The 18,929-nt window shown below is 67.4% G+C and carries 19 protein-coding genes, 1 pseudogene and 2 riboswitches; of the genes and pseudogenes, 10 read left to right on the top strand and 10 right to left on the bottom strand.

The features are described from left to right. Nucleotides 1–38 precede the first annotated feature (38 nt). Nucleotides 39–659 carry a glutathione S-transferase family protein gene (locus AC1VXD_RS07130; protein ID WP_116865324.1) on the bottom strand — a complete coding sequence of 207 codons (621 nt, stop codon included), beginning with the start codon at nt 657–659 and terminating at the stop codon, nt 39–41. Nucleotides 660–738: 79 nt separating this feature from the next. Here AC1VXD_RS07130 and AC1VXD_RS07125 point away from each other — a divergent pair, with 79 nt between their 5' ends. Continuing rightward, nucleotides 739–930 (top strand): hypothetical protein, encoded by a 192-nt coding sequence (locus tag AC1VXD_RS07125; RefSeq protein ID WP_133249454.1) that lies wholly within the window; start codon nt 739–741, stop codon nt 928–930. A gap of 13 nt (nt 931–943) precedes the next feature. Here the strand turns inward: AC1VXD_RS07125 and AC1VXD_RS07120 are convergent, their stop codons facing one another. After that, nucleotides 944–1,735, bottom strand: a complete 792-nt coding sequence (locus tag AC1VXD_RS07120; RefSeq protein ID WP_116865326.1) for an NYN domain-containing protein — start codon at nt 1,733–1,735, stop codon at nt 944–946. A gap of 108 nt (nt 1,736–1,843) precedes the next feature. On the opposite strand from AC1VXD_RS07120, the gene AC1VXD_RS07115 reads away from it, so the two are divergent. Then, entirely contained in the window at nt 1,844–3,121 is a 1,278-nt protein-coding gene (locus tag AC1VXD_RS07115; protein WP_482991472.1) for an NAD(P)/FAD-dependent oxidoreductase, read from the top strand. A gap of 103 nt (nt 3,122–3,224) precedes the next feature. On the opposite strand, the pseudogene AC1VXD_RS07110 reads toward AC1VXD_RS07115, so the two are convergent. Next, nucleotides 3,225–3,311, bottom strand: a pseudogene (locus AC1VXD_RS07110) (nuclear transport factor 2 family protein); the annotation flags it as partial. Between the two features lie 22 nt (nt 3,312–3,333). Beyond that, nucleotides 3,334–3,609, bottom strand: coding sequence for a GIY-YIG nuclease family protein (locus AC1VXD_RS07105; RefSeq protein ID WP_482991471.1), 276 nt, complete (start codon nt 3,607–3,609; stop codon nt 3,334–3,336). Nucleotides 3,610–3,649: 40 nt separating this feature from the next. After that, nucleotides 3,650–3,739: riboswitch (glycine riboswitch) on the top strand. 13 nt (nt 3,740–3,752) lie between these two features. Next, nucleotides 3,753–3,858: riboswitch (glycine riboswitch) on the top strand. Between the two features lie 82 nt (nt 3,859–3,940). On the opposite strand from AC1VXD_RS07105, the gene AC1VXD_RS07100 reads away from it, so the two are divergent. After that, nucleotides 3,941–4,558, top strand: coding sequence for a trimeric intracellular cation channel family protein (locus AC1VXD_RS07100; RefSeq protein WP_079223669.1), 618 nt, complete (start codon nt 3,941–3,943; stop codon nt 4,556–4,558). Nucleotides 4,559–4,834: 276 nt separating this feature from the next. Here AC1VXD_RS07100 and AC1VXD_RS07095 read toward each other — a convergent pair whose 3' ends face one another. Together AC1VXD_RS07095 and AC1VXD_RS07090 are read right to left on the bottom strand one after the other, a co-directional pair. Then, nucleotides 4,835–5,908, bottom strand: a complete 1,074-nt coding sequence (locus tag AC1VXD_RS07095) for a 3-deoxy-7-phosphoheptulonate synthase (RefSeq protein ID WP_482991470.1) — start codon at nt 5,906–5,908, stop codon at nt 4,835–4,837. Nucleotides 5,909–6,166: 258 nt separating this feature from the next. Next, nucleotides 6,167–6,427, bottom strand: coding sequence for a hypothetical protein (locus AC1VXD_RS07090; protein ID WP_482991469.1), 261 nt, complete (start codon nt 6,425–6,427; stop codon nt 6,167–6,169). Between the two features lie 806 nt (nt 6,428–7,233). On the opposite strand from AC1VXD_RS07090, the gene AC1VXD_RS07085 reads away from it, so the two are divergent. After that, nucleotides 7,234–7,593: a hypothetical protein gene (locus tag AC1VXD_RS07085; protein ID WP_482991468.1), complete on the top strand. Its 360-nt coding sequence runs from the start codon at nt 7,234–7,236 to the stop codon at nt 7,591–7,593. 87 nt (nt 7,594–7,680) lie between these two features. Here the strand turns inward: AC1VXD_RS07085 and AC1VXD_RS07080 are convergent, their stop codons facing one another. Both AC1VXD_RS07080 and AC1VXD_RS07075 read right to left on the bottom strand, forming a co-directional pair. Further along, nucleotides 7,681–8,979: a sensor histidine kinase gene (locus tag AC1VXD_RS07080; protein WP_482991527.1), complete on the bottom strand. Its 1,299-nt coding sequence runs from the start codon at nt 8,977–8,979 to the stop codon at nt 7,681–7,683. Between the two features lie 47 nt (nt 8,980–9,026). Beyond that, nucleotides 9,027–9,734, bottom strand: a complete 708-nt coding sequence (locus tag AC1VXD_RS07075) for a response regulator transcription factor (protein ID WP_482991467.1) — start codon at nt 9,732–9,734, stop codon at nt 9,027–9,029. A 103-nt stretch (nt 9,735–9,837) separates the two neighbouring features. Here AC1VXD_RS07075 and AC1VXD_RS07070 point away from each other — a divergent pair, with 103 nt between their 5' ends. After that, entirely contained in the window at nt 9,838–10,755 is a 918-nt protein-coding gene (locus tag AC1VXD_RS07070; protein WP_482991466.1) for a pepsin/retropepsin-like aspartic protease family protein, read from the top strand. Nucleotides 10,756–10,825: 70 nt separating this feature from the next. Next, nucleotides 10,826–11,092, top strand: a complete 267-nt coding sequence (locus AC1VXD_RS07065) for a hypothetical protein (protein WP_482991465.1) — start codon at nt 10,826–10,828, stop codon at nt 11,090–11,092. Nucleotides 11,093–11,210: 118 nt separating this feature from the next. Here the strand turns inward: AC1VXD_RS07065 and groL are convergent, their stop codons facing one another. After that, a complete protein-coding gene (groL, locus tag AC1VXD_RS07060; RefSeq protein WP_482991464.1) occupies nt 11,211–12,860 on the bottom strand; it encodes a chaperonin GroEL in 1,650 nt (549 codons plus the stop codon). Between the two features lie 83 nt (nt 12,861–12,943). Next, nucleotides 12,944–13,231, bottom strand: a complete 288-nt coding sequence (locus AC1VXD_RS07055; protein WP_108770161.1) for a co-chaperone GroES — start codon at nt 13,229–13,231, stop codon at nt 12,944–12,946. A 321-nt stretch (nt 13,232–13,552) separates the two neighbouring features. On the opposite strand from AC1VXD_RS07055, the gene AC1VXD_RS07050 reads away from it, so the two are divergent. The 4 genes from AC1VXD_RS07050 (at nt 13,553) to AC1VXD_RS07035 (ending at nt 18,687) form a co-directional block, all read left to right on the top strand. Then, nucleotides 13,553–15,373, top strand: a complete 1,821-nt coding sequence (locus AC1VXD_RS07050; protein WP_482991463.1) for an endonuclease — start codon at nt 13,553–13,555, stop codon at nt 15,371–15,373. A 67-nt stretch (nt 15,374–15,440) separates the two neighbouring features. Then, a complete protein-coding gene (gene cutA / locus AC1VXD_RS07045; RefSeq protein ID WP_079223704.1) occupies nt 15,441–15,779 on the top strand; it encodes a divalent-cation tolerance protein CutA in 339 nt (112 codons plus the stop codon). After that, on the top strand, nt 15,776–18,133 hold the full coding sequence (locus AC1VXD_RS07040; RefSeq protein WP_482991462.1) for a protein-disulfide reductase DsbD family protein: 2,358 nt from the start codon (nt 15,776–15,778) through the stop codon (nt 18,131–18,133). The genes cutA and AC1VXD_RS07040 overlap by 4 nt, the downstream gene beginning before the upstream one ends. Next, on the top strand, nt 18,130–18,687 hold the full coding sequence (locus tag AC1VXD_RS07035; protein ID WP_482991461.1) for a TlpA family protein disulfide reductase: 558 nt from the start codon (nt 18,130–18,132) through the stop codon (nt 18,685–18,687). Before AC1VXD_RS07040 ends, AC1VXD_RS07035 begins: the two co-directional genes overlap by 4 nt. The last annotated feature ends 242 nt before the right edge of the window (nt 18,688–18,929 follow it).

Genomic DNA, 18,929 nt, shown 5'->3' with positions numbered 1-18,929 from the left:
GCACACCACGTTCGCCGGGCATGGCCCGGCGCTACCACTCAGGTCAGCGGTGACATCACGCCGCGCTGGTAGGCCGGGCGCTCGCGCAGGCGGGCATACCAGTCGGCCACGTTCGGCAGGTCGGGACGCTGGATCGGCAGTTCGAACCAGGCATAGATCAACGAACCCAGCGGAATGTCGCCCATGGCGAACTTCTCGCCCGACAGCCACGGCTGCCTGCCCAAGGTCTCATCGGCCATCTTCAGGTAATCACCGGCACGCACGATGGCGGCGTTGATGCGCGCTTCATCGCGGTCGGCCGGCGCGGTGCGCATGATGCCCCAGATCAGTTCGGAGTACAGCGCGGCCATCCGCGAGGTGCTCCAGTCCATCCACTTCTCGGCCTGCGCGCGTTCCATCGCGTCTTCGGCGTACAGCGTGCCCAGCGAGTAGCGCGCGCTCAGGTAGCGGACGATGGTGTTCGATTCCCACAGCGGCAGGCCGTGGTCTTCGATCACCGGCACCAGGCTGTTGGGATTCATCGCCACGTATTCGGCCGACTGCGTGCCGCCATGGCTGCCGCCCACTTCGATGGATTCGTACGGCAGCCCGATTTCTTCGGCGCACCACAGCACCTTGCGGACGTTGCTGGAATTGCGGCGGCCCCAGATCTTCAACATTGCGGAATTCCCTGCCTGCAGCGGTGCGCCACGGTGGCGCGGAAACGCTACGATACGCCCATCCACAGGGAGAGACGACGTGACTGCATGGGATGCGTTGAACTACGTTCTGCTGGCAGCAGGGCTGGTGATGCTGGTGCTGGGCTACCGCCGTTCCAGCCGCAACCAGCTGCTGTGCGCCGGGCTGTTGCTGCTGGCCTTCAACGGCGTTGAGGATTTCGCCGCCGGGTTTGCCGACGGCCATGCGGGTTCCGATGCGCGGGTGATCTGAGTCGCGGCCGGCACTACCGGTTCTTCTTCGGCAGCGCGCGCACGTAGGACGATTTGCCGTCCTTCTTCAGCTCGAACAGGCCAATGGCCGCCAGCAGGTCGCTGAGCTTGCCGTAGCCATAGTTGCGCGGGTCGAACGAGGCCTGGTTGCCGATCTGGCTGCCGACCGGGCCCAGGTGTGACCAGCCATCCTCGCCCTCGGCCGCCGACACCGCACGCCGCAGCATCTTCACCAGGCGCGTGTCATTGCGCAGTTCCGCGCTGTTCTTGCGCGGGCGCACTTCATCACTGGCCACCTGTTCGCCAGCAACCTGCCCGCTGGGCGCCTGCCCGGCCTCGGCCTCGACATCGGGCACGCTGGCGTGGGTCTGGCCGAGGGCTTCCAGGTAGGTGAACTTGGAGCAGGCGTTGACGAAGGGCTCGGGCGTCTTCTTCTCGCCGAAGCCATACACCTTCACGCCATCGGTCAGCAGGCGCATCACCATCGGGGTGAAGTCGGCATCGCTGGAGACGATGGCGAAACCATCCAGGTTGCGCGCGTACAGCAGGTCCATGGCATCGATGACCATGGCCATGTCCGAGGCGTTCTTGCCCTTGCTGTAGGCGAACTGCTGGATCGGGCGGATGGCGTACTCGTGCAGCACCGATTCCCAGCCCTTCAGTCGCGGGCTCTTCCAGTTGCCGTAGGCACGGCGCACGTTGGCCACGCCGTAACGGGCGACTTCGGCCAGGACTTCGTCGATCTTCGAGGCCGGCGCATTGTCGGCGTCGATCAGCAGGGCGATACGCTTTTCCGGTTCGGACATGGTTTCCTCGGTGGGCTGCAGGCTGAGCGGAGTATCACCCATGGCCACTGGCAGCCATGTGACGTGCGATGATGCAGGGCGACATCCATCCCCCTCTGGAGTACGTCGATGAGCCGCGAACCAGTCCCCCACCTGGTCATCATCGGCGGCGGTTTTGCGGGCCTCTGGGCCACCCGGGCCCTGGCCCGCGAAAAGATCAGGATCACTCTGCTCGACCGCCGCAACCACCACCTGTTCCAACCCCTGCTGTACCAGGTCGCCACCGCTGGCCTGTCCGCCCCCGACATCGCCGCGCCGCTGCGCCACATCCTCGGCCACCAGCGCAACGTGGAAGTGCGCCTGGGCGAGGTCGTCGCCATCGACAAGGCCGCCCGCCAGGTGCAGCTGGCCGACGGCAGCACCCTGGGCTACGACAGCCTGCTGCTGGCCACCGGCGCCACCCACGCCTATTTCGGCAACGACCAGTGGGCGGCCGATGCGCCGGGCCTGAAGACCCTGGACGATGCCATTGCCCTGCGCCGCAAGCTGCTGCTGGCGTTCGAGCGCGCCGAGGCCGAACCGGACCCGGCGAAGAAGGCCGCATGGCTGAGCTTCGCGGTGGTCGGCGGCGGCCCCACCGGCGTCGAACTGGCCGGCACCCTGGCCGAGATCGCCCGCCACACCCTGCGCAACGAGTTCCGCCACATCGATCCGGCCAGCGCCAAGGTGCGCCTGGTCGAGGCGGGCCCGCGCGTGCTGTCCTCGTTTCCCGAGGTGCTTTCGCTGAAGGCACGCCGGCAGCTGGAAAAGCTGGGCGTGGAAGTACTGACCGGCACCCCGGTGAGCGACATCGACAGCCTCGGCTTCAAACTGGGCGAACAGTTCGTGCCCGCACGCACCGTGGTCTGGGCCGCCGGCGTGGCCGCCTCGCCGCTGGCGCGCACGCTGGACGTACCGCTGGACCGCGCCGGCCGCGTGCAGGTGCAGCCCGACCTGACCCTGTCCGGGCACCCCGAACTGTTCGTGGCTGGTGACCTGGCCGCGGTGAACCAGGCCAACGGCAAGCCGGTGCCCGGCGTGGCGCCCGCCGCCAAGCAGATGGGCAAGTACGTGGCCGATGTCATCCGCGCGCGCCTGCATGGCAAGCCGACACCGGGGGCGTTCAAGTACGCCGACTACGGCAACCTGGCCACCATCGGCCGCATGGCCGCCATCGTGCACCTGGGCCGGCTGCAGCTGTCAGGCGTGCTGGCCTGGTGGTTCTGGCTGGCCGCGCACGTGTTCTTCCTGATCGGCTTCCGCAACCGCGTGGTGGTGCTGCTGAACTGGGCGGTGGCGTACTGGAGCTACCAGCGCAGCGCGCGCATCATTTTTGGTGATGACCAGGAAGATCGCCGGCCGAAGTGATGGCCCCTCGAACACCGCCACAGTAGATCCACGCCATGCGTGGATGAATGCCTGCGCGGGGCACATGGAAAGCATCCACGCGTGGCGTGGATCTACCGGTTCATCGGCCAAGGCCCAGGCGCCCGTCAGGCGTATCGCCAACCACCGCGCGCGTTGCCAGCTCCGGGTGCAGGGACCGTGCGACGCGCTTGCAGCCGAGCATGGGCTCGGCGTTACAGGACGGCCTCGACCGGGGCCTGCAGCCAGGCGAGCTTGCGTTCGCGCGGCTGCTGCTTGAGCTGCCATTCGGCGCGGGAGGCGGCCGAGCGGTCCGGGTATTCGCGCACGGCAAGGATGCGCAGCGGCGGCCGGGCCCGGGTGTAACGGGCGCCCTTGCCGGCCAGGTGGGCAGCGAAACGAGCCGCCACGTCGGTGCTGATGCCGGCGTAATAGGTGCCGTCCCGGCATTCGAGCAGATACAGGAACCACGGGGCGGAAGGACGGGCCATGGGGGGATTATGGCTTGCTGCACTGCAGCGGATATACTGGCGTCCGAATGCAGGAGAGAGGCGCCGCGCTGGCGCCCGCCGAAGGCGCAGGCTCCCATGATCGCTCAGGCCGGTGGGCTGGAATCCCACCAACCATGCATTCGACTCGCCGAGCTGGAGAGAGGTCACCGGGCTCGCCCGGCACGATCCGCCGAAGGGGCACGCGGTTCATCCCGCTGAACTCTCAGGCAAAAGGACAGCGGGAGCGGCACCGGTCATCGTCATCCCGTCATTGCGCAGGCAGTGGCGGTATACGCGCATGGCCGGCCCCACCGCGCCCGGAGCCTGTCCCATGCTGCTGTCCATCATCTATCTCGTTGCCATTTCCGCCGAAGCCATGACCGGCGCGCTGTCCGCCGGCCGCCGCCGCATGGACCTGTTCGGCGTGGTCATGATCGCCTGCGTCACCGCCCTCGGCGGTGGTTCGCTGCGCGACATCCTGCTCGGCCACTACCCGCTGGGCTGGGTAAAGCACCCCGAGTACCTGGGCTTCACCGTGTGCGCGGCGCTGATCGCCACCTGGGTGGCGCGCTGGATGCACCATTTCCGCCGCACCTTCCTGGTGCTCGATGGCCTGGGCCTGATCGCCTTCACCCTGATCGGCTGCTCGATCGCACGCGAGGCAGGCCATGCGATGCCAATCGTGCTGATCGCCGGCATGCTCACCGGTGCCTTCGGCGGCGTGCTGCGCGACATCCTCTGCAACGAGGTGCCGCTGATCTTCCAGAAGGAGCTGTACGCGATCATCTCGCTGCTGACCGGCGCGGTGTATCTGCTGCTGCTGCGCTGGGGCGTGGCCGATGCCACGGCGATCCTGTGCTGCCTGGGGGGTGGCTTCGCGCTGCGCCTGCTGGCGATCCATTACCGCTGGGAAATGCCCAAGTTCGTGTACCACGACGAAGTGCATTGACTGCGTCCGCCGGGCGTGGCCCGGTGCTGCCGATGACCATGCGCTGTTCGTAGCGTCGAGCTTGTACACGCATGGCGTGGATCTACTGCGTCAGTAAAGTATGACTCGACCCTGCAAAAAAACGGTATCCCCCCCCCGGCGATGTACCTGGCGCTGTCGCACTTACGCAGCGCCAGGCGCATCGCCGGTGCGGACGGGTCAGCCTCCAACTCCGACCGACCCTGATCGCGGCCGCACCCCCGCAGGCGCTGGCCGCCATCCACACACGTGCCGCACTCAGGCGGCTTCGGACACCTTTACGTCACGGCGGGCGCGCACGGCAGCGGCCAGGCGCTCCAGCACCTGCACGGTGGTGTCCCAATCAATGCAGCCATCGGTGATGCTCTGGCCGTAGACCAGCGGCTGGCCTTCGACGAGTTCCTGCCGGCCACCGACCAGATGGCTTTCCACCATCACCCCGACGATGCGCTGTTCGCCGTCTTCCAGCTGGGTGGCGATGTCCTCGATCACCTTCGGCTGGTTTTCGGGGTTCTTGAGGCTGTTGGCGTGGCTGGCATCGATCATCAGGCGCGTCGGCAGCTTGGCCTTGGCCAGTGCCTGGCAGGCCTCGCCGACGCTGGCTGCGTCGTAGTTCGGTTGCTTGCCGCCACGCAGGATCACATGGCAATCCGGATTGCCGGTGGTCGACACGATGGCGGTGCCGCCCTGCTTGGTCACCGACAGGAAGTGGTGCGCGTTGGACGCCGCACCCACTGCATCGGCCGCGATCCTGACGTTGCCGTCGGTGCCGTTCTTGAAGCCGACCGGGCAGGAAAGGCCCGACGCCAGTTCGCGGTGCACCTGGCTTTCGGTGGTGCGCGCGCCAATGGCGCCCCAGGCGACCAGATCGGCGATGTACTGCGGCGAGATCACATCAAGGAACTCGACGCCGGCCGGCAGGCCCAGCTTGTTGATGTCGCGCAGCAGGCCGCGGGCGATGCGCAGGCCCTTGTCGATCTTGAAGCTGCCATCCAGATCCGGGTCGTTGATCAGGCCCTTCCAGCCCACCGTGGTGCGCGGCTTTTCGAAGTACACGCGCATGACGATCTCCAGTTCGCCGGCCAGCGCATCGCGCAGGGGCTTCAGGCGCTGGGCGTATTCGATGGCCGCGTGCGGGTCGTGGATCGAGCACGGGCCCACCACCACGGCCAAGCGGTCGTCACGGCCGTGCAGGATCTCATGCAGGGCCGCGCGCGAGGCACTGACGGTGTCGGAGGCTTCATCGTCGCAGGGCAGGATCGCCAGCAGCTGGGCGGGCGGTGTCAGCGGTTCAATGGTGCGGATACGCAGGTCGTCGGTGTGCGGGGGCATTGCGGGGGTTCTCCGGAACGTTGGGGGTCCCCAGCGTGGCGACATGAAAAAAGCCGCCAGGTTCGCTGGCGGCTTTCGGGAATGCGTCTGAAGGTTTCTTCAGGGTGAGCGCAGTCCTTCCTCCGCCGTGGGCTTCGGAAAGTAATACCAATAAAAGTTGGCGTGGACGGCGTTCATGGGGTGTATTGATAGCACAGCTTTTGCGCAGTGCAAAATGTTTCATCGGCAACTGCGGGAGCGGTTCAGGCGAGGCGCGCCTCAGCGCTTGCCGTGCACTTCCACATCCAGCAGCAGGCCTTCGTGGATGTCCACCCAGCGCTCCACGACGCGGTCCAGTTCCTTCTGCGCCTCATCGAGCTGCTCGGGGTTGAGCAGTGAGCGGGCGGTGTAGAGATCGGACACCAGCTGCCGCAGGGTCGATTCCAGGATGGCCACCGACGGCCCGTCCAGCCCGGGCAACTGCAGAGCTGGGCTGTCGCCAAGGGTTCCGTACAGCGTGACCTGGAGCTTGCTCTGCATGATCGACTTCCCTGCGGGTGGACATGGGCAGTCGTCATGTTTACCGCGTATTGGTGACAGGCGCATGTGCCGTGGCGTGATTGCCACTGCTGCTGGACGGCTTGAGCTGCAGAACGCGCCTGCCTGCGAGTTCAGTCCAGGCAGACGTTGCGCGCACACGGGTCGATCGCTATGGTCGAGCACGACTGCGCAGACAGCAGAAAATTTGTCGGCGCCGCTGCGAAACTCGCGAGGAGTACATGAAGGGAAAATGCTGACGATTGGATTGTTCGTTTGAGTACGGAAATCCGTCAGTGTGGCCGTCCTTCCTGTGCAGTCGATCCCGTTGCTCCCTGGGCCCGTGCCACGTTGATCCCGGTGGCACGCGCTTCTTACAAGCTTCTTCGCCCCGCCGTTTCTACCCTGCCGGGTTTCCACCCGGGGACCGCCCGCTACCCGATCTACGAATAAGCTGTCGCGATTGAACCGATCGACATTGTGCTGCGTGATGCATCCGGGACTTCTTCCCCGCGAAGTTCAACGCCAGAAGAATGCGGGTGAAACAACGGATTTCATGGCCTCTGGCGTATGCAATACTGCGCCGCGTTTTCATGGCTGTCGCGGATTCCCTTGGTGCTGCGCGCAGGCGTTTGCCGGCCGGCGTCGCTTCGTGCGGCGCCGGCTGGCAATCCGTCCGCGTTCCATGGCGGGCGGTGCGTGGGGGCGCTTGCGCCCGCCGGTATCAGCATCTCCCGGTCTTTGCCGCCACGTACCGTCCGCCACCTATTCCGGTGGCGCTGCCGTCCTCTATGTACGGAGCACACGCCATGAACGCAAAGCACGTCCCCTTCCCTGGTAGCGGCCACAACGACCCGGCCAACACCGAAGACGCTGCCCCTGATCCCCACGGTTTCATCGCCAACCTGCAGCGTATCGGCGCAGGCTGCGGCAGCGATGGCCTTCCCTGGCCCGAACCGAACCTGCCGATCGGCCGACGCATCCAACTGGCCGATGCCGATTGCGCCCATGCAGGGCTGCGCGTATTGCATGAGGTGATGCTGGCCGCCGAGCGCAGCCGCCAGAACGGGGGGCCAGAACGTGATGTCGGCCCGCGCGTGATGGAGGGCCTGATGATGGCCTGCCTGGAACTGGGTGCGCACGCGGCAGAGCGGGTGCGGCCGCGGTAATCAGGCATTGGCGGAAGACTGGAGAGCCGCCGGGCGTGGCCCGGCGCTACCGGGTGGCGTGGGGGCTCATCCACGCATGGCCTGGATCTACCGGGCCTTGGGCAGCTGCAGGCGGGCGATCAGGCCGCCGCCTTCGCGCTCCAGCAGTTGCAAGGTGCCACCATGGCTGCGTGCGGCATTGGCGGCCACGGCGAGGCCGAGACCGGTGCCGCCGGTGGCACGGCTGCGCGAGGTTTCACTGCGCTGGAAAGGCTGCAGCAGGCGCTCGCGGTCTTCGGCGGGAATGCCGGGGCCACGATCCAGAATGTCCAGCTGCAGCAGTCCGTTACCCTGGGAGGTCCGCAGCTCCACCGCACCCGCGTAACGACCGGCATTGTCGATCAGGTTATCCAGCGCGCGGCGCAGCAACAGCGCATCGGCCTGCCAATGCAGAGCGGCGGGCAGTTCAGCGGCCACCGCGATGCCACGCAGTCGCGCCGCCTGCACGCAGTCGTCCAGCATCGGCGCCAGATCCATCGGCCGCAGCTGTGGCGGCTGCAGTTCGCCGCGTGCGTAATCCAGTACCTGCTCGATCATCGCGTTCATGCGTTCGATGTCGGCCACCATGCGTGCGGCCTGTGCGGGCGGCGCGAAGTCGGCACGCAGGCGCAGGCCGGTGAGCGGCGTGCGCAGATCGTGCGCCACCGCGGCCAACATGCGTGTCATCTGCTGCGCCTGTTCGCGCAGGCGGGTACGGCCCGCATCCAGGGCTACGGCAAGCATTTGCACTTCGCGTGGACCGTCGTCGGGCAGCGGCGTCTGGGCATGCAGATCGAGATGGGCGCTGGCATCGGCCAGGCGGCGCAGCGGACGGCCCAGACGCACTGCTGCCCAGGCAGCCAGCGGCGCAAGCAGCACCATGCCGCCCAGCAAGGCCAGCAGTACCTGCCGTCGCCAGGCAGCCAGATCGCTGTAAGCACTGCTGACCACCCGCCAGCGACCATCGGCCTGCTGCACGGCCAGTTCGAACGGTGGCCACGGCAGGCTGGCGAGCACCTGCTGCGCGGCTTTCAAGGCGGCCGTATCGCTGGCACTGGCCTGTTCCTCACCCGCGGCGATGACATGGATATCCGGCGGCTTGCTGTTGCCTGCCCAGACCAGCCGCACCCGCTGGGCGGGAAGATGCAGGCCATCGGCCACCAGCTGCTGCAGGCGCGCATGGTCGGCGCCTTCCGGCGCCTGCGCGCGCTCATCCAGGCGCAGTCCCACGCTGTCAGCCGTGCGCTCGCCGCGCAGCACCTGCATGGCCTGGTCCAGCCGCATCTGCGGTGCCGCCGGGCGCGGCAGCCAGCCTACCACCGCCATGCTGACGGTCGTGGCCAGCAGCAGGCTGCTGACCGCCAGCATCGCAATCCAACGCGCGGTGCTCCAGCGCAATGTGCTCCAGCGCGCGCTCACAGGCGCTGCACCGCTGCGCCGAAGCGATAGCCCTCACCGCGCAGGGTCTGCAGCAGGCCATCGCCGCCGGGGGCAGCCTGGGCCAGCTTGCGGCGCAGGCGGCTGATGGCCAGATCGACGGCGCGGTCCACGCTGTCGCTGTCATCGCCCCGGGTGAGCTGCACCAGCTGCTCTCGGTCCAGCACGCGGCCCGGGCGCTCGGCCAGCGCCTGCAGCAGGGCGAACTCACCACGACTGAGCGCTACCTCGGCGCCCTCGGGTGCCAGCAGGCGACGCTGTTCCGGCAACAGGCGCCAACCTTCGAAGCGCAGCTCCATCGGTGTCTGTGCGCGCAGCTTGTCCTGCCGGCGCAACAGCGCGCGCACGCGGGCCAGCAGCTCGCGCGGGTCGAAGGGTTTGGCCAGATAGTCATCCGCGCCCATTTCCAGCCCGATCACCCGGTCCGGGGCGCTGCCCATGGCCGACAGCATCAGGATGGGGATAGCGCGCGACTGCAGGCGACGGCACACCGACAGACCGTCTTCACCGGGCATCATCCAGTCCAGGATGATGGCATCGGGACGTTCTACCTGCAGCAGCACGTCCATGGCAGCGGCATCGGCGGCCACGCGCACGCGGTAGCCATGCAGCAGCAGGTGGTCGGCGATGGCATCGCGGATGCTGGCATCGTCATCCACGACGATGAGGGTGGCGGTAGCATTCATGCCGCCAGTATGACGGCGCTGTGTATCTGCCCGGTATCAACGCGGACAAACCGGCGATACGCGCCTGCGGCGAAATGGCCACTCTTTCCCGAGGAGTAAACCGATGCGCCTGGCCCTGTTGCCCCTGCTGCTCACGTCGCTGCCCGCAGCAGCCGAACCCGCTGCCCTGCACAGCCTGCCGATGACGATGCAGGCCAGCCACCCCACCGTGCTGGGCACGCTGGAGGGAGGCGATGAGCGATTGCATCTGGTGGTGGACAGCGCGGCCAGCGCCACGCTGCTGGATACGGCGGTCGTGCAACGCTTCCAGCTGCAGGACCCGAACGCACGCCACCACGACGCGCAGGGTGCCAGCGCGGGCGGGTTGGCGTTGCGCAGCACGCGCAGCGTGGCGATGGCGCTGGGCGGCCTGCAGCTGCAGGTAACCGCACTGCAGGCCGACCTGGCCAGCCTGTCGTCGGCAGGGGGCGCACCGTTGCACGGCATCATCGGCCAGGACATCACGGCGCGTTTCGATACCCGTTGGGATTTCGTCCATGGGCGCCTGATGCTGTGGCCCGCGCAGACGCTGCCAACCACGGCGCCGTACTGTCAGGGCAATGCCCTGCCCGATCGCGCCGGCGTGCTGAAGGGCTTCGGCTTCGTCAGCCTGCGCCTGGGCAGCGAGGGCGTGGCGGCCATCGGTGTGGTCGATACCGGTGCGGCGCAGACCATTCTCAACGATGCTGCGGCGCGAGAGTTGGGTCTGCGCACCGATGGCAGCGATACGCGCGTGCGGGCGCGCAGCAAGGGCAGCGAAGGACTGGGTGGCAAACCGACACCGACGTGGCTGTTCACCCTGCCCGCGCTGGCCAGTGCAGGCTGGCAGCACCCGGCGGTGGAAGTCCGCATCAGCGAGCTGCCGGTGTTCCGGGCGATTGGGCTGGACCAGCGCCCGGCGGTGATCCTGGGGGCGGATGTGATGCAGGGTGGCCAGGTGGACATCAGTGCAGGCGCCGAGCGGATCTGTTTGCAGCGGTAGGCGCGTGATCTACGCGACCTTGGCGGGCGGCGCAGTATAAGAACCAGACACCTGTCTCTCTGGACCCCGCATGACCCCTTCGCAAGCCGATGCCATTGCCAGCGCCGTGATGCACCCCGACCACCGGCGTGACGAGATCGCCGCGCGCCAGCAGGAGGAGATGCAGCAGCTGCAGCGCCAGCGCAGGGCGGCCGCCATCGGCCTGGTCGGCATGGCCGCAGGTGGGCTCATTGCCTACCAGCTGGGACTGCCCTGGGTGAAGGGCGTGCTGTACGGCGGCGTGCCTACATTTTGCATCGCCAAGGTGTGGTTGGATCGGCGCGCGTTGCGCGGTTGAGGCCGCGCGCGGGTTCATCCACGCATGGCGTGGATCTACCCGAGGTCATCGCGATCCAGACCCACAAAAAAACCCCGCCTTCCGGCGGGGTTTTTCATTACGTCGGGAACGCGTGGACTTAGAAGTCCATGCCGCCCATGCCACCCATGCCGCCCATGCCACCCGCGCCACCCATGGCCGGCTCGTCCTTCTTCGGAGCTTCGGCAACCATGGCTTCGGTGGTGATCATCAGGCCAGCGATCGAGGCAGCGTTCTGCAGCGCCGAACGGGTCACCTTGGTCGGGTCCAGGATGCCGAACTGCAGCATGTCGCCGAACTCGCCGGTAGCGGCGTTATAGCCGAAGCTGCCAGTGCCTTCCTTGACCTTGTTGATGATGACCGACGGTTCTTCACCGGCGTTGGCCACGATTTCGCGCAGCGGGGCTTCCATCGCACGCAGGGCGATCTGGATGCCGTGGTTCTGGTCTTCGTTGGCACCCTTCAGGCCAGCCAGCGAGGTGACCGCACGGACCAGGGCAACGCCGCCGCCCGGGACCACGCCTTCTTCAACGGCTGCACGGGTGGCGTGCAGGGCGTCGTCGACGCGATCCTTCTTTTCCTTCATTTCGATTTCGGTCGAAGCGCCGACCTTGATCACGGCAACGCCGCCGGCCAGCTTGGCCACGCGTTCCTGCAGCTTTTCGCGGTCGTAATCCGAGGAGGTGTCCTGGATCTGGGTCTTGATCTGGCCGACGCGTGCGTCGACGGCAGCCTTGTCACCCACGCCATCGATGATGGTGGTGTTTTCCTTGGAAACCTGCACCTTCTTGGCGCGGCCGAGGTCCTTGATGGTAGCCTTTTCCAGCGACAGGCCAACTTCTTCGGAGATCACGGTGCCGCCGGTCAGCACGGCCATGTCTTCCAGCATCGCCTTGCGACGGTCGCCGAAGCCCGGAGCCTTGACGGCCACGACCTTGACGATGCCACGGATGGTGTTGACGACCAGGGTAGCCAGGGCTTCGCCTTCGACTTCTTCGGCAACGATCAGCAGCGGCTTGCCGGCCTTGGCGACGCCTTCCAGCACCGGCAGCAGGTCACGGACGTTGGAGATCTTCTTGTCGTGCAGCAGGATGAACGGGTCATCCAGGTCAGCGGTCTGCGACTGCTGGTTGTTGATGAAGTACGGGGACAGGTAGCCGCGGTCGAACTGCATGCCCTTGACCACGTCCAGCTCGTTGTCCAGGCCCGAGCCTTCTTCAACGGTGATCACGCCTTCCTTGCCGACTTCCTTCATCGCGTCAGCGATGATCTGGCCGATCGACTCGTCCGAGTTGGCCGAGATGGTACCGACCTGGGCGATCGCCTTGTCGTCGGCGGTCGGCTTGGAGATGGTCTTCAGCTCGGCGACGGCGGCCACGACGGCCTTGTCGATACCACGCTTCAGGTCCATCGGGTTCATGCCGGCGGCCACGGCCTTGGCGCCTTCGCGGATCAGGGCCTGGGCCAGCACGGTGGCGGTGGTGGTGCCGTCGCCAGCGTCGTCGTTGGTGCGGGAAGCAACTTCCTTCACCATCTGCGCGCCCATGTTCTCGAACTTGTCAGCCAGTTCGATTTCCTTGGCGACGGAGACGCCGTCCTTGGTGATGGTCGGAGCGCCGAAGCTCTTTTCCAGCACGACGTTGCGGCCCTTCGGGCCCAGGGTGGCCTTGACGGCATTGGCGAGAACGTTGACGCCGCGCACCATGCGCGAACGGGCGTCTTCACCGAAACGAATATCCTTGGCAGCCATGTGCAGTTACCTCATTGGTAGCGCCGGGCCATGCCCGGCGGCTGGGTGTTGGAATCAGGGGATAAAACAGGTCGCGCCGAGGCTCAGCCGATGATGGCGAGCACGTCGTCTTCGCGCAGGACCTTGTACTCGACGCCTTCGCTCTTGTACGAGCTGCCGGCGTACTGGCCGTAGATGACCTTGTCGCCAACCTTCAGCGAGGGAGCGCGCACGGTGCCGTTGTCCAGGGCCTTGCCCGGGCCGACGGCGACGACTTCACCCTTGGTCGACTTTTCCTTGGCCGAATCCGGAATGACGATGCCACCGGCGGAGATTTCGTCAGCTTCGATCGGCTTGACCACAACGCGGTCGTGCAGCGGCTTGATGTTCATAGGGACCTCTTAAGTTGTTGATTGGTCTAAAAAAGTCCGGCGATGTTAGCACTCACCCCAGGTGACTGCCAGCATTGCTCGCGAAAAAACCCGACAGGTCGGGAGCAGGACAGAGATGGAGCTGCCCGACGACCTTTCAAGCCCCGCGGAAGAAAAAATTTCGACGGTGCACTGCGGCGGCGAACAGACGATCGCACCGACGGGTTTCGGCAATTTTGGTGAACTACGTCGCAGTGTCAGATATCTGACGTTCAGTTACGGCAAAGTGTCACGCGTTCGGCCTTAGGCTCGCCCGGCATTCCCAATCACAAGGAGTAGTCGATGCGATTGCTGTCCCCGCTCGCCGCCGCCTGCCTGCTGGCGCTGGTCGCCGCGCCGGCCCAGGCCGAGGTCTTCATCAACGAACTGCACTACGACGACAGCACCCCGGCCGGTGACGTCGGCGAAGCCATCGAAGTGGTCGCCACCGCCGGCGAGGACCTGTCCGGCTACCGCCTGTACCTGTACAACGGCGCCAATGCCTCGGCCGCCGTGGTCTACGACAACAAGCCCGTCCCGGCTGGCAGCGCCGCCGGCTGCGGCAGCGCCGCGATCGCCGTGGCCACCTACCCGACCAACGGCCTGCAGAACGGCCCCAACGACGGCATCGCCCTGGTCGACGCCAGCGGCAAGGTGGTCCAGTTCCTCAGCTACGAGGGCGCCATCACCGCCTCCGGTGGCCCCGCCGCCGGCATGACCAGCCAGAACATCCCGGTTGCCGAAACCAACAGCACCACCCCGGGCACCTCGCTGCAGCTGACCGGCAGCGGCAGCCAGTACGCCCACTTCACCTGGGCCGAATCGGCCGGTGAGACCTTCGGCCGCTGCAACAACAACCAGACCTTCAGCGGCGGTGGCGGCACCCCGGGCGGCCCGAACACACCGCCGTCGGTGACCACCACGACCCCGGCACAGGGCAGCAGCACCTTCCCGGCCGCGGCCGATCTGGAAGTAGTGTTCAGCGAGACGGTGAACCTGGCCAGCGGCGCCTTCGCCCTGAGCTGCGGTACCTCCGGCAGCGTGCCGCTGACCTGGCCGGCCAGCGGGAAGACCGTGAAGCTGTCCACCAACACCGCCCTGGTGGCCGGTGAGGCCTGCCGCTTCGACATCCGCGCCTCGCGCATCACCGACAGCCAGGGTGCACGCCCGGCCGCCGACAGCCGCATCGCCTTCACCGTGGCCAGCACCACCGGCAACCCGGACCCGGGCAATCCGGACCCCGGCAATCCCGGCAACCCGGGCACCCCGGCGGGCTACTACTCCAAGGTGAACACCTCCAGCCCGAGCCAGCTGCGCTGCTCGCTGCACGAGACCATCAAAGGCCACACCGCTTACCCGTACAGCGGCTCGGGCACCAGCACCTGGACCATCCTGGAAATTGCCGACGAAGATCCGAACAACAGCGGCAAGATCCTCGACGCCTACCGCAACCACAGCTACACCAAGGTGAGCAGCCGTGCGGGCACGGGCAGCGGCCTGACCTACAACCGCGAGCACACCTGGCCGAACTCGCTGGGCTTTGCCAGCACCACCGGTGACAAGGGCCTGCCGTACGCCCCGTACACCGACACCCACATGCTGTACCTGACCGATGCACAGTGGAATGCCGACCGCGGCAACAAGCCGTTCGGCAAGTGCGATGCCAACTGCGGCGAGCGCGCCACCGAGGCCAACAACGGCCAGGGCGGCGGCAGCGGCGGCTACCCGGGCAATTCCAACTGGGTGCGTACCCCCGACGGCAACACCGGCACCTTCGAGGTGTGGGGCAGGCGCAAGGGCGACATGGCGCGTGCGGTGATGTACATGGCCATCCGTTATGAGGGCGGTAAGGATGCGGCTACCGGCCAGTCCGAACCGGACCTGGAACTGACCGACGACCGCAGCAAGATCGTCAAGACCAGCAGCTCGCCGGCCTACATGGGCCTGCTGTCGACCCTGATCGACTGGCACCTGTCCGATCCGCCGGATGATGCCGAGCGTGCGCGAAATGACGTGATCTACTCGTTCCAGGGCAACCGCAACCCATTCATTGACCACCCGGAATGGGCCACCCCGGCCCTGTTCACCTCCGCCAAGCCGGGCACCTGCCAGCTGGCCAACTGACCGCGCAACGCAGCGGTCCACGCCACCGCCGGGTCCTGACCCGGCGGCGGCCCTATACTCGGCGGTCATGTCGACCGTCGACCCCGTCCTGCTGCTGTTGACCACCTGCCCCGACCGGGCCAGTGCCGAGCGCATCGCGCACGCGCTGGTCAGCGAGCGCCTGGCTGCGTGCGTCACCCGGCTGGAGGGGGCACAGTCGACCTACCGCTGGCAGGGCGACGTCATCACCGACGCCGAACTGCAGTTGCTGGTGAAGACCACGGCGAGCCGCGTCGATGACGCAATCGCCCGCATCGTCGAACTGCATCCGTATGAACTCCCGGAGTGCATCGCGGTCGAAACCCGGGCCGGCCTGCCGGCGTATCTGGACTGGATCCGGGCGCAGACCCGGGAGGACACCGATTGATGAAGTTGTTTGCTCGTGGCGCCGCGCTGTGCGCCCTGCTGTGGCTGGCCCTGCCCGCTTCCGCGCTGGATGAAAAGGACCTGCTGCCGGTCGACCAGGCGTTCGCGCTGACCGCCACTGCGCCCGAACGTGGCCAGATCCAGCTGCAGTTCAAGATCGCGCCCGGCTATTACCTGTATCGCCACCGCACCAGCGTCAAGGCCGACCCGGCCTTCAATGCCGGTGCGCTGCAGATGCCGGCCGGCAACAAGCACCACGACGATTTCTTCGGCGAGGTGGAAACCTACCGCGAGCGCCTGCAGGCCACCCTGCCCGGCACGCCGACCGATGCGGCCGGCACCATCAGCCTGGAAGTGCGCTACCAGGGCTGCGCCGATGCCGGCGTGTGCTACCCGCCACAGAAGCGCGTGGTGCAGGTGACCCTGCCCGGCGCGGGCGGCAAGGCCGCGGTGCCCACCGCGCGCGTCACCGGCGTCACCCCCTTCAACAACCCGCTGGCCGGTGCCGGCAGCAACGGCGGCCTGCGCCTGCCGGGCGCCAGCAACACCCAGGCGCTGCCGCTGCCGTCGGAACAGGCGTTCGGCTTCGATGCCATCGCCAGCGACGGCAATACCCTGCTGCTGCGCTTCACCCCGGCGCCGGGCTACTACCTTTACCGCGACCGCACCTCGCTGAAGCTGGAAGGCAGCACCGGCGTGCTGGCCGACAAGCCGCGCTGGCCGGCCGCGCAGGCGCACCGCGACGAGCACTTCGGCGATGTCTCGGTGTACTTCAACCAGGTGGAGGTGCCGCTGCCGCTGCGCCGCACCCGCGCCGAGGCCGTGGACAGCACCCTGGTGGTGACTTTCCAGGGCTGCCAGACCGATGGCATCTGCTACCCGCCGATGACCCGCCGGATGAAGCTGTCCATTCCCGCCGGCACGCTGACTGCTGCCGCTGGCTCCGCCGCTGGTGCACCGGCCGCCGCCAGCGGCACGCCGCGCGAGGACACCGACGGCACGCCGCGCCGCCTGCTGCCGACCGTGCCCAACGATGCCGCGGACGCCGCCGGTGACAGCGCCGCGGGAGGCGATGCCTTCGCCGCCGATGCGCAGCAGGACAACGCCAAGCGCACCAAGCCGCCGGGCAGCGTGCCCAAGACCGACAGCTCGCTGCTGTGGGTGCTGCTGCTGGCGCTGGGTGGTGGCCTGGTCCTGAACCTGATGCCCTGCGTGCTGCCGATCCTGTCGCTGAAGGTGCTGAGCCTGGCGCAGAGCGGCGAGAGCGCCGAGCGCGCCCGCAGCCATGCCCTGTGGTACACGCTGGGCGTCCTGGTGGCGTTCGCGGTGATCGGTGCGTTGATGGTTGGCCTGCGCATGCTCGGCAACGCGGTGGGCATCGGCTTCCAGCTGCAGCACCCGGGCGTGGTGGCCGCACTGGCCTACATCATGTTCGCCGTCGGCCTGAGCCTGTCCGGTGTGTTCACCATGGGCGGCGGCATCGGCAACTTCGGCCAGTCGCTGGCCCGCCGCAGCGGCCCGGCCGGTGATTTCTTCACCGGCGTGCTGGCCTGCGTGGTCGGCAGCGCCTGCGTCGGCCCGTTCTTCGGCCCGGCCGTGGCCTATGCCTTCGTGGCCCCGCCGATCGCGGCGATGCTGGTGTTCCTGTTCCTCGGCCTGGGCCTGGCCCTCCCGTTCCTGCTGATCGGCTTCGTGCCGGCCCTCGCCCGCCGCCTGCCCAAGCCGGGCCCGTGGATGGAAACCCTGAAGCACGTGCTGGCCTTCCCGATGTATGCGGCCGCGCTGTGGCTGCTGTGGGTGCTGGGCAAGCAGCGTGGCGTGGACGGCATGGCGCTGGCTTTGGGTGGCCTGCTGCTGCTGACCGCCGGCCTGTGGCTGTTCGAGACCAGCCGCTGGCGCAGCAAGCGTGGCGCCAGCCTGCTGGGCGTGCTGCTGGCCCTGGCCGCGCTGGGCCCGGTGTGGGGCGTGACCCAGCTGCAACCGCCGGCACGCGCCGCGCAGGCGGCCAGCGACAACGTGGTGGATTACTCGCCGCAGATGCTGGACCGGTTGCGCGCGGACAACCGCGTGGTGTTCGTGAACATGACCGCCGACTGGTGCGTGAGCTGCAAGGCCAACGAACGCGCGGTGCTGTCGCGCCCGGAGTTCAAGGAACTGCTCAAGCGCACCAATGCGGTGTACATGCGCGGCGACTACACCAATGTCGACCCGCAGATCACCGCGTTCCTGGATGAGCACAAGGCCGTGGGCGTGCCGCTGTACGTGGTGTACGGCCCGGGCGCACCGCCGACCGTGCTGCCGACCCTGCTGACCCAGGCCCTGGTGGAAGAAGCGCTGCTGCGCACCGCCCGATGAGTTGGCGGCGGCCCGCACTGCTGTGGACAGCGGTGCTGGCCGCCGGCCTCGGCCTGTGGGCCGGGCATCGGTTGACCCCGGTGCCTGCGCCGGTGGCTTCGACGCCTCCTGATGTGAAACCCCCGGTTCCCGTCCTGCGCGCCGGTGATGCATTGCCGGCGCTGGTGCTGCCCGGCGTGGACGGGCAAGCGCTGGATCTCCGCCAGCGTTTCAGCGGCCGGCCGCTGCTGGTGAACGTGTGGGCCAGCTGGTGCGGGCCCTGCATCGAGGAAATGCCCGACCTGGCCCGCTTCGCCCAAGCGCAGGGCGAGCACGGCGTGCAGGTGCTGGGCCTGGCGCTGGATACGCCGGAGGGCGTGGCGGATTTCCTGCAGCGGGTGCCGGTGGGTTACCCGATCGTGCTTGACACTCCGGGCCCGCGCGATGCCAGCGTCCAGCTGGGCAATGCGCAGGGGCTGCTGCCGTACAGCGTGCTGTTCGATGCGCAGGGGCGGATGGTGAAGGCGAAGCTGGGGCCGTTCGAGCACGGTGAGATCGCAGGCTGGGTGGAGTGAGGGTGTTTTGCAGGGCTTGCAGCCCTGCACCTGCTCACAGCAACGGCAACGGCCAAAGCAAGAGCGGCATTCCGTGGGATGGCGGGGCCCAGTGGGTTTGCGGGGACGGCGCAAGTACGTCATTGTAGGGTTGGTGGCCGCATCTGTGGGGCTAACACCCCGAAAACCAAATGTGCCCCGCCTTCGACAGGTTCACGCGGCTGTGGGCAACGGCGATGCGCGGCAGTTGGTAGGTGTCGACC

Source organism: Stenotrophomonas sp. STEN054, from assembly GCF_056854535.1.
Note: the sequence above shows the minus strand (reverse complement) of the source record. Positions and strands in the feature narration are given on the sequence as shown.

Excerpts from the sequence above, each read along its gene's own strand:
- AC1VXD_RS07130 (WP_116865324.1), bottom strand. The coding sequence starts at position 659 with ATGTTGAAGATCTGGGGCCGCCGCAATTCCAGCAACGTCCGCAAGGTG.
- AC1VXD_RS07120 (WP_116865326.1), bottom strand. The coding sequence starts at position 1,735 with ATGTCCGAACCGGAAAAGCGTATCGCCCTGCTGATCGACGCCGACAAT.
- AC1VXD_RS07115 (WP_482991472.1), top strand. The coding sequence starts at position 1,844 with ATGAGCCGCGAACCAGTCCCCCACCTGGTCATCATCGGCGGCGGTTTT.
- AC1VXD_RS07105 (WP_482991471.1), bottom strand. The coding sequence starts at position 3,609 with ATGGCCCGTCCTTCCGCCCCGTGGTTCCTGTATCTGCTCGAATGCCGG.
- AC1VXD_RS07100 (WP_079223669.1), top strand. The coding sequence starts at position 3,941 with ATGCTGCTGTCCATCATCTATCTCGTTGCCATTTCCGCCGAAGCCATG.
- AC1VXD_RS07095 (WP_482991470.1), bottom strand. The coding sequence starts at position 5,908 with ATGCCCCCGCACACCGACGACCTGCGTATCCGCACCATTGAACCGCTG.
- AC1VXD_RS07090 (WP_482991469.1), bottom strand. The coding sequence starts at position 6,427 with ATGCAGAGCAAGCTCCAGGTCACGCTGTACGGAACCCTTGGCGACAGC.
- AC1VXD_RS07085 (WP_482991468.1), top strand. The coding sequence starts at position 7,234 with ATGAACGCAAAGCACGTCCCCTTCCCTGGTAGCGGCCACAACGACCCG.
- AC1VXD_RS07080 (WP_482991527.1), bottom strand. The coding sequence starts at position 8,979 with ATGCTGGCGGTCAGCAGCCTGCTGCTGGCCACGACCGTCAGCATGGCG.
- AC1VXD_RS07075 (WP_482991467.1), bottom strand. The coding sequence starts at position 9,734 with ATGAATGCTACCGCCACCCTCATCGTCGTGGATGACGATGCCAGCATC.
- AC1VXD_RS07070 (WP_482991466.1), top strand. The coding sequence starts at position 9,838 with ATGCGCCTGGCCCTGTTGCCCCTGCTGCTCACGTCGCTGCCCGCAGCA.
- AC1VXD_RS07065 (WP_482991465.1), top strand. The coding sequence starts at position 10,826 with ATGACCCCTTCGCAAGCCGATGCCATTGCCAGCGCCGTGATGCACCCC.
- groL (WP_482991464.1), bottom strand. The coding sequence starts at position 12,860 with ATGGCTGCCAAGGATATTCGTTTCGGTGAAGACGCCCGTTCGCGCATG.
- AC1VXD_RS07055 (WP_108770161.1), bottom strand. The coding sequence starts at position 13,231 with ATGAACATCAAGCCGCTGCACGACCGCGTTGTGGTCAAGCCGATCGAA.
- AC1VXD_RS07050 (WP_482991463.1), top strand. The coding sequence starts at position 13,553 with ATGCGATTGCTGTCCCCGCTCGCCGCCGCCTGCCTGCTGGCGCTGGTC.
- cutA (WP_079223704.1), top strand. The coding sequence starts at position 15,441 with ATGTCGACCGTCGACCCCGTCCTGCTGCTGTTGACCACCTGCCCCGAC.
- AC1VXD_RS07035 (WP_482991461.1), top strand. The coding sequence starts at position 18,130 with ATGAGTTGGCGGCGGCCCGCACTGCTGTGGACAGCGGTGCTGGCCGCC.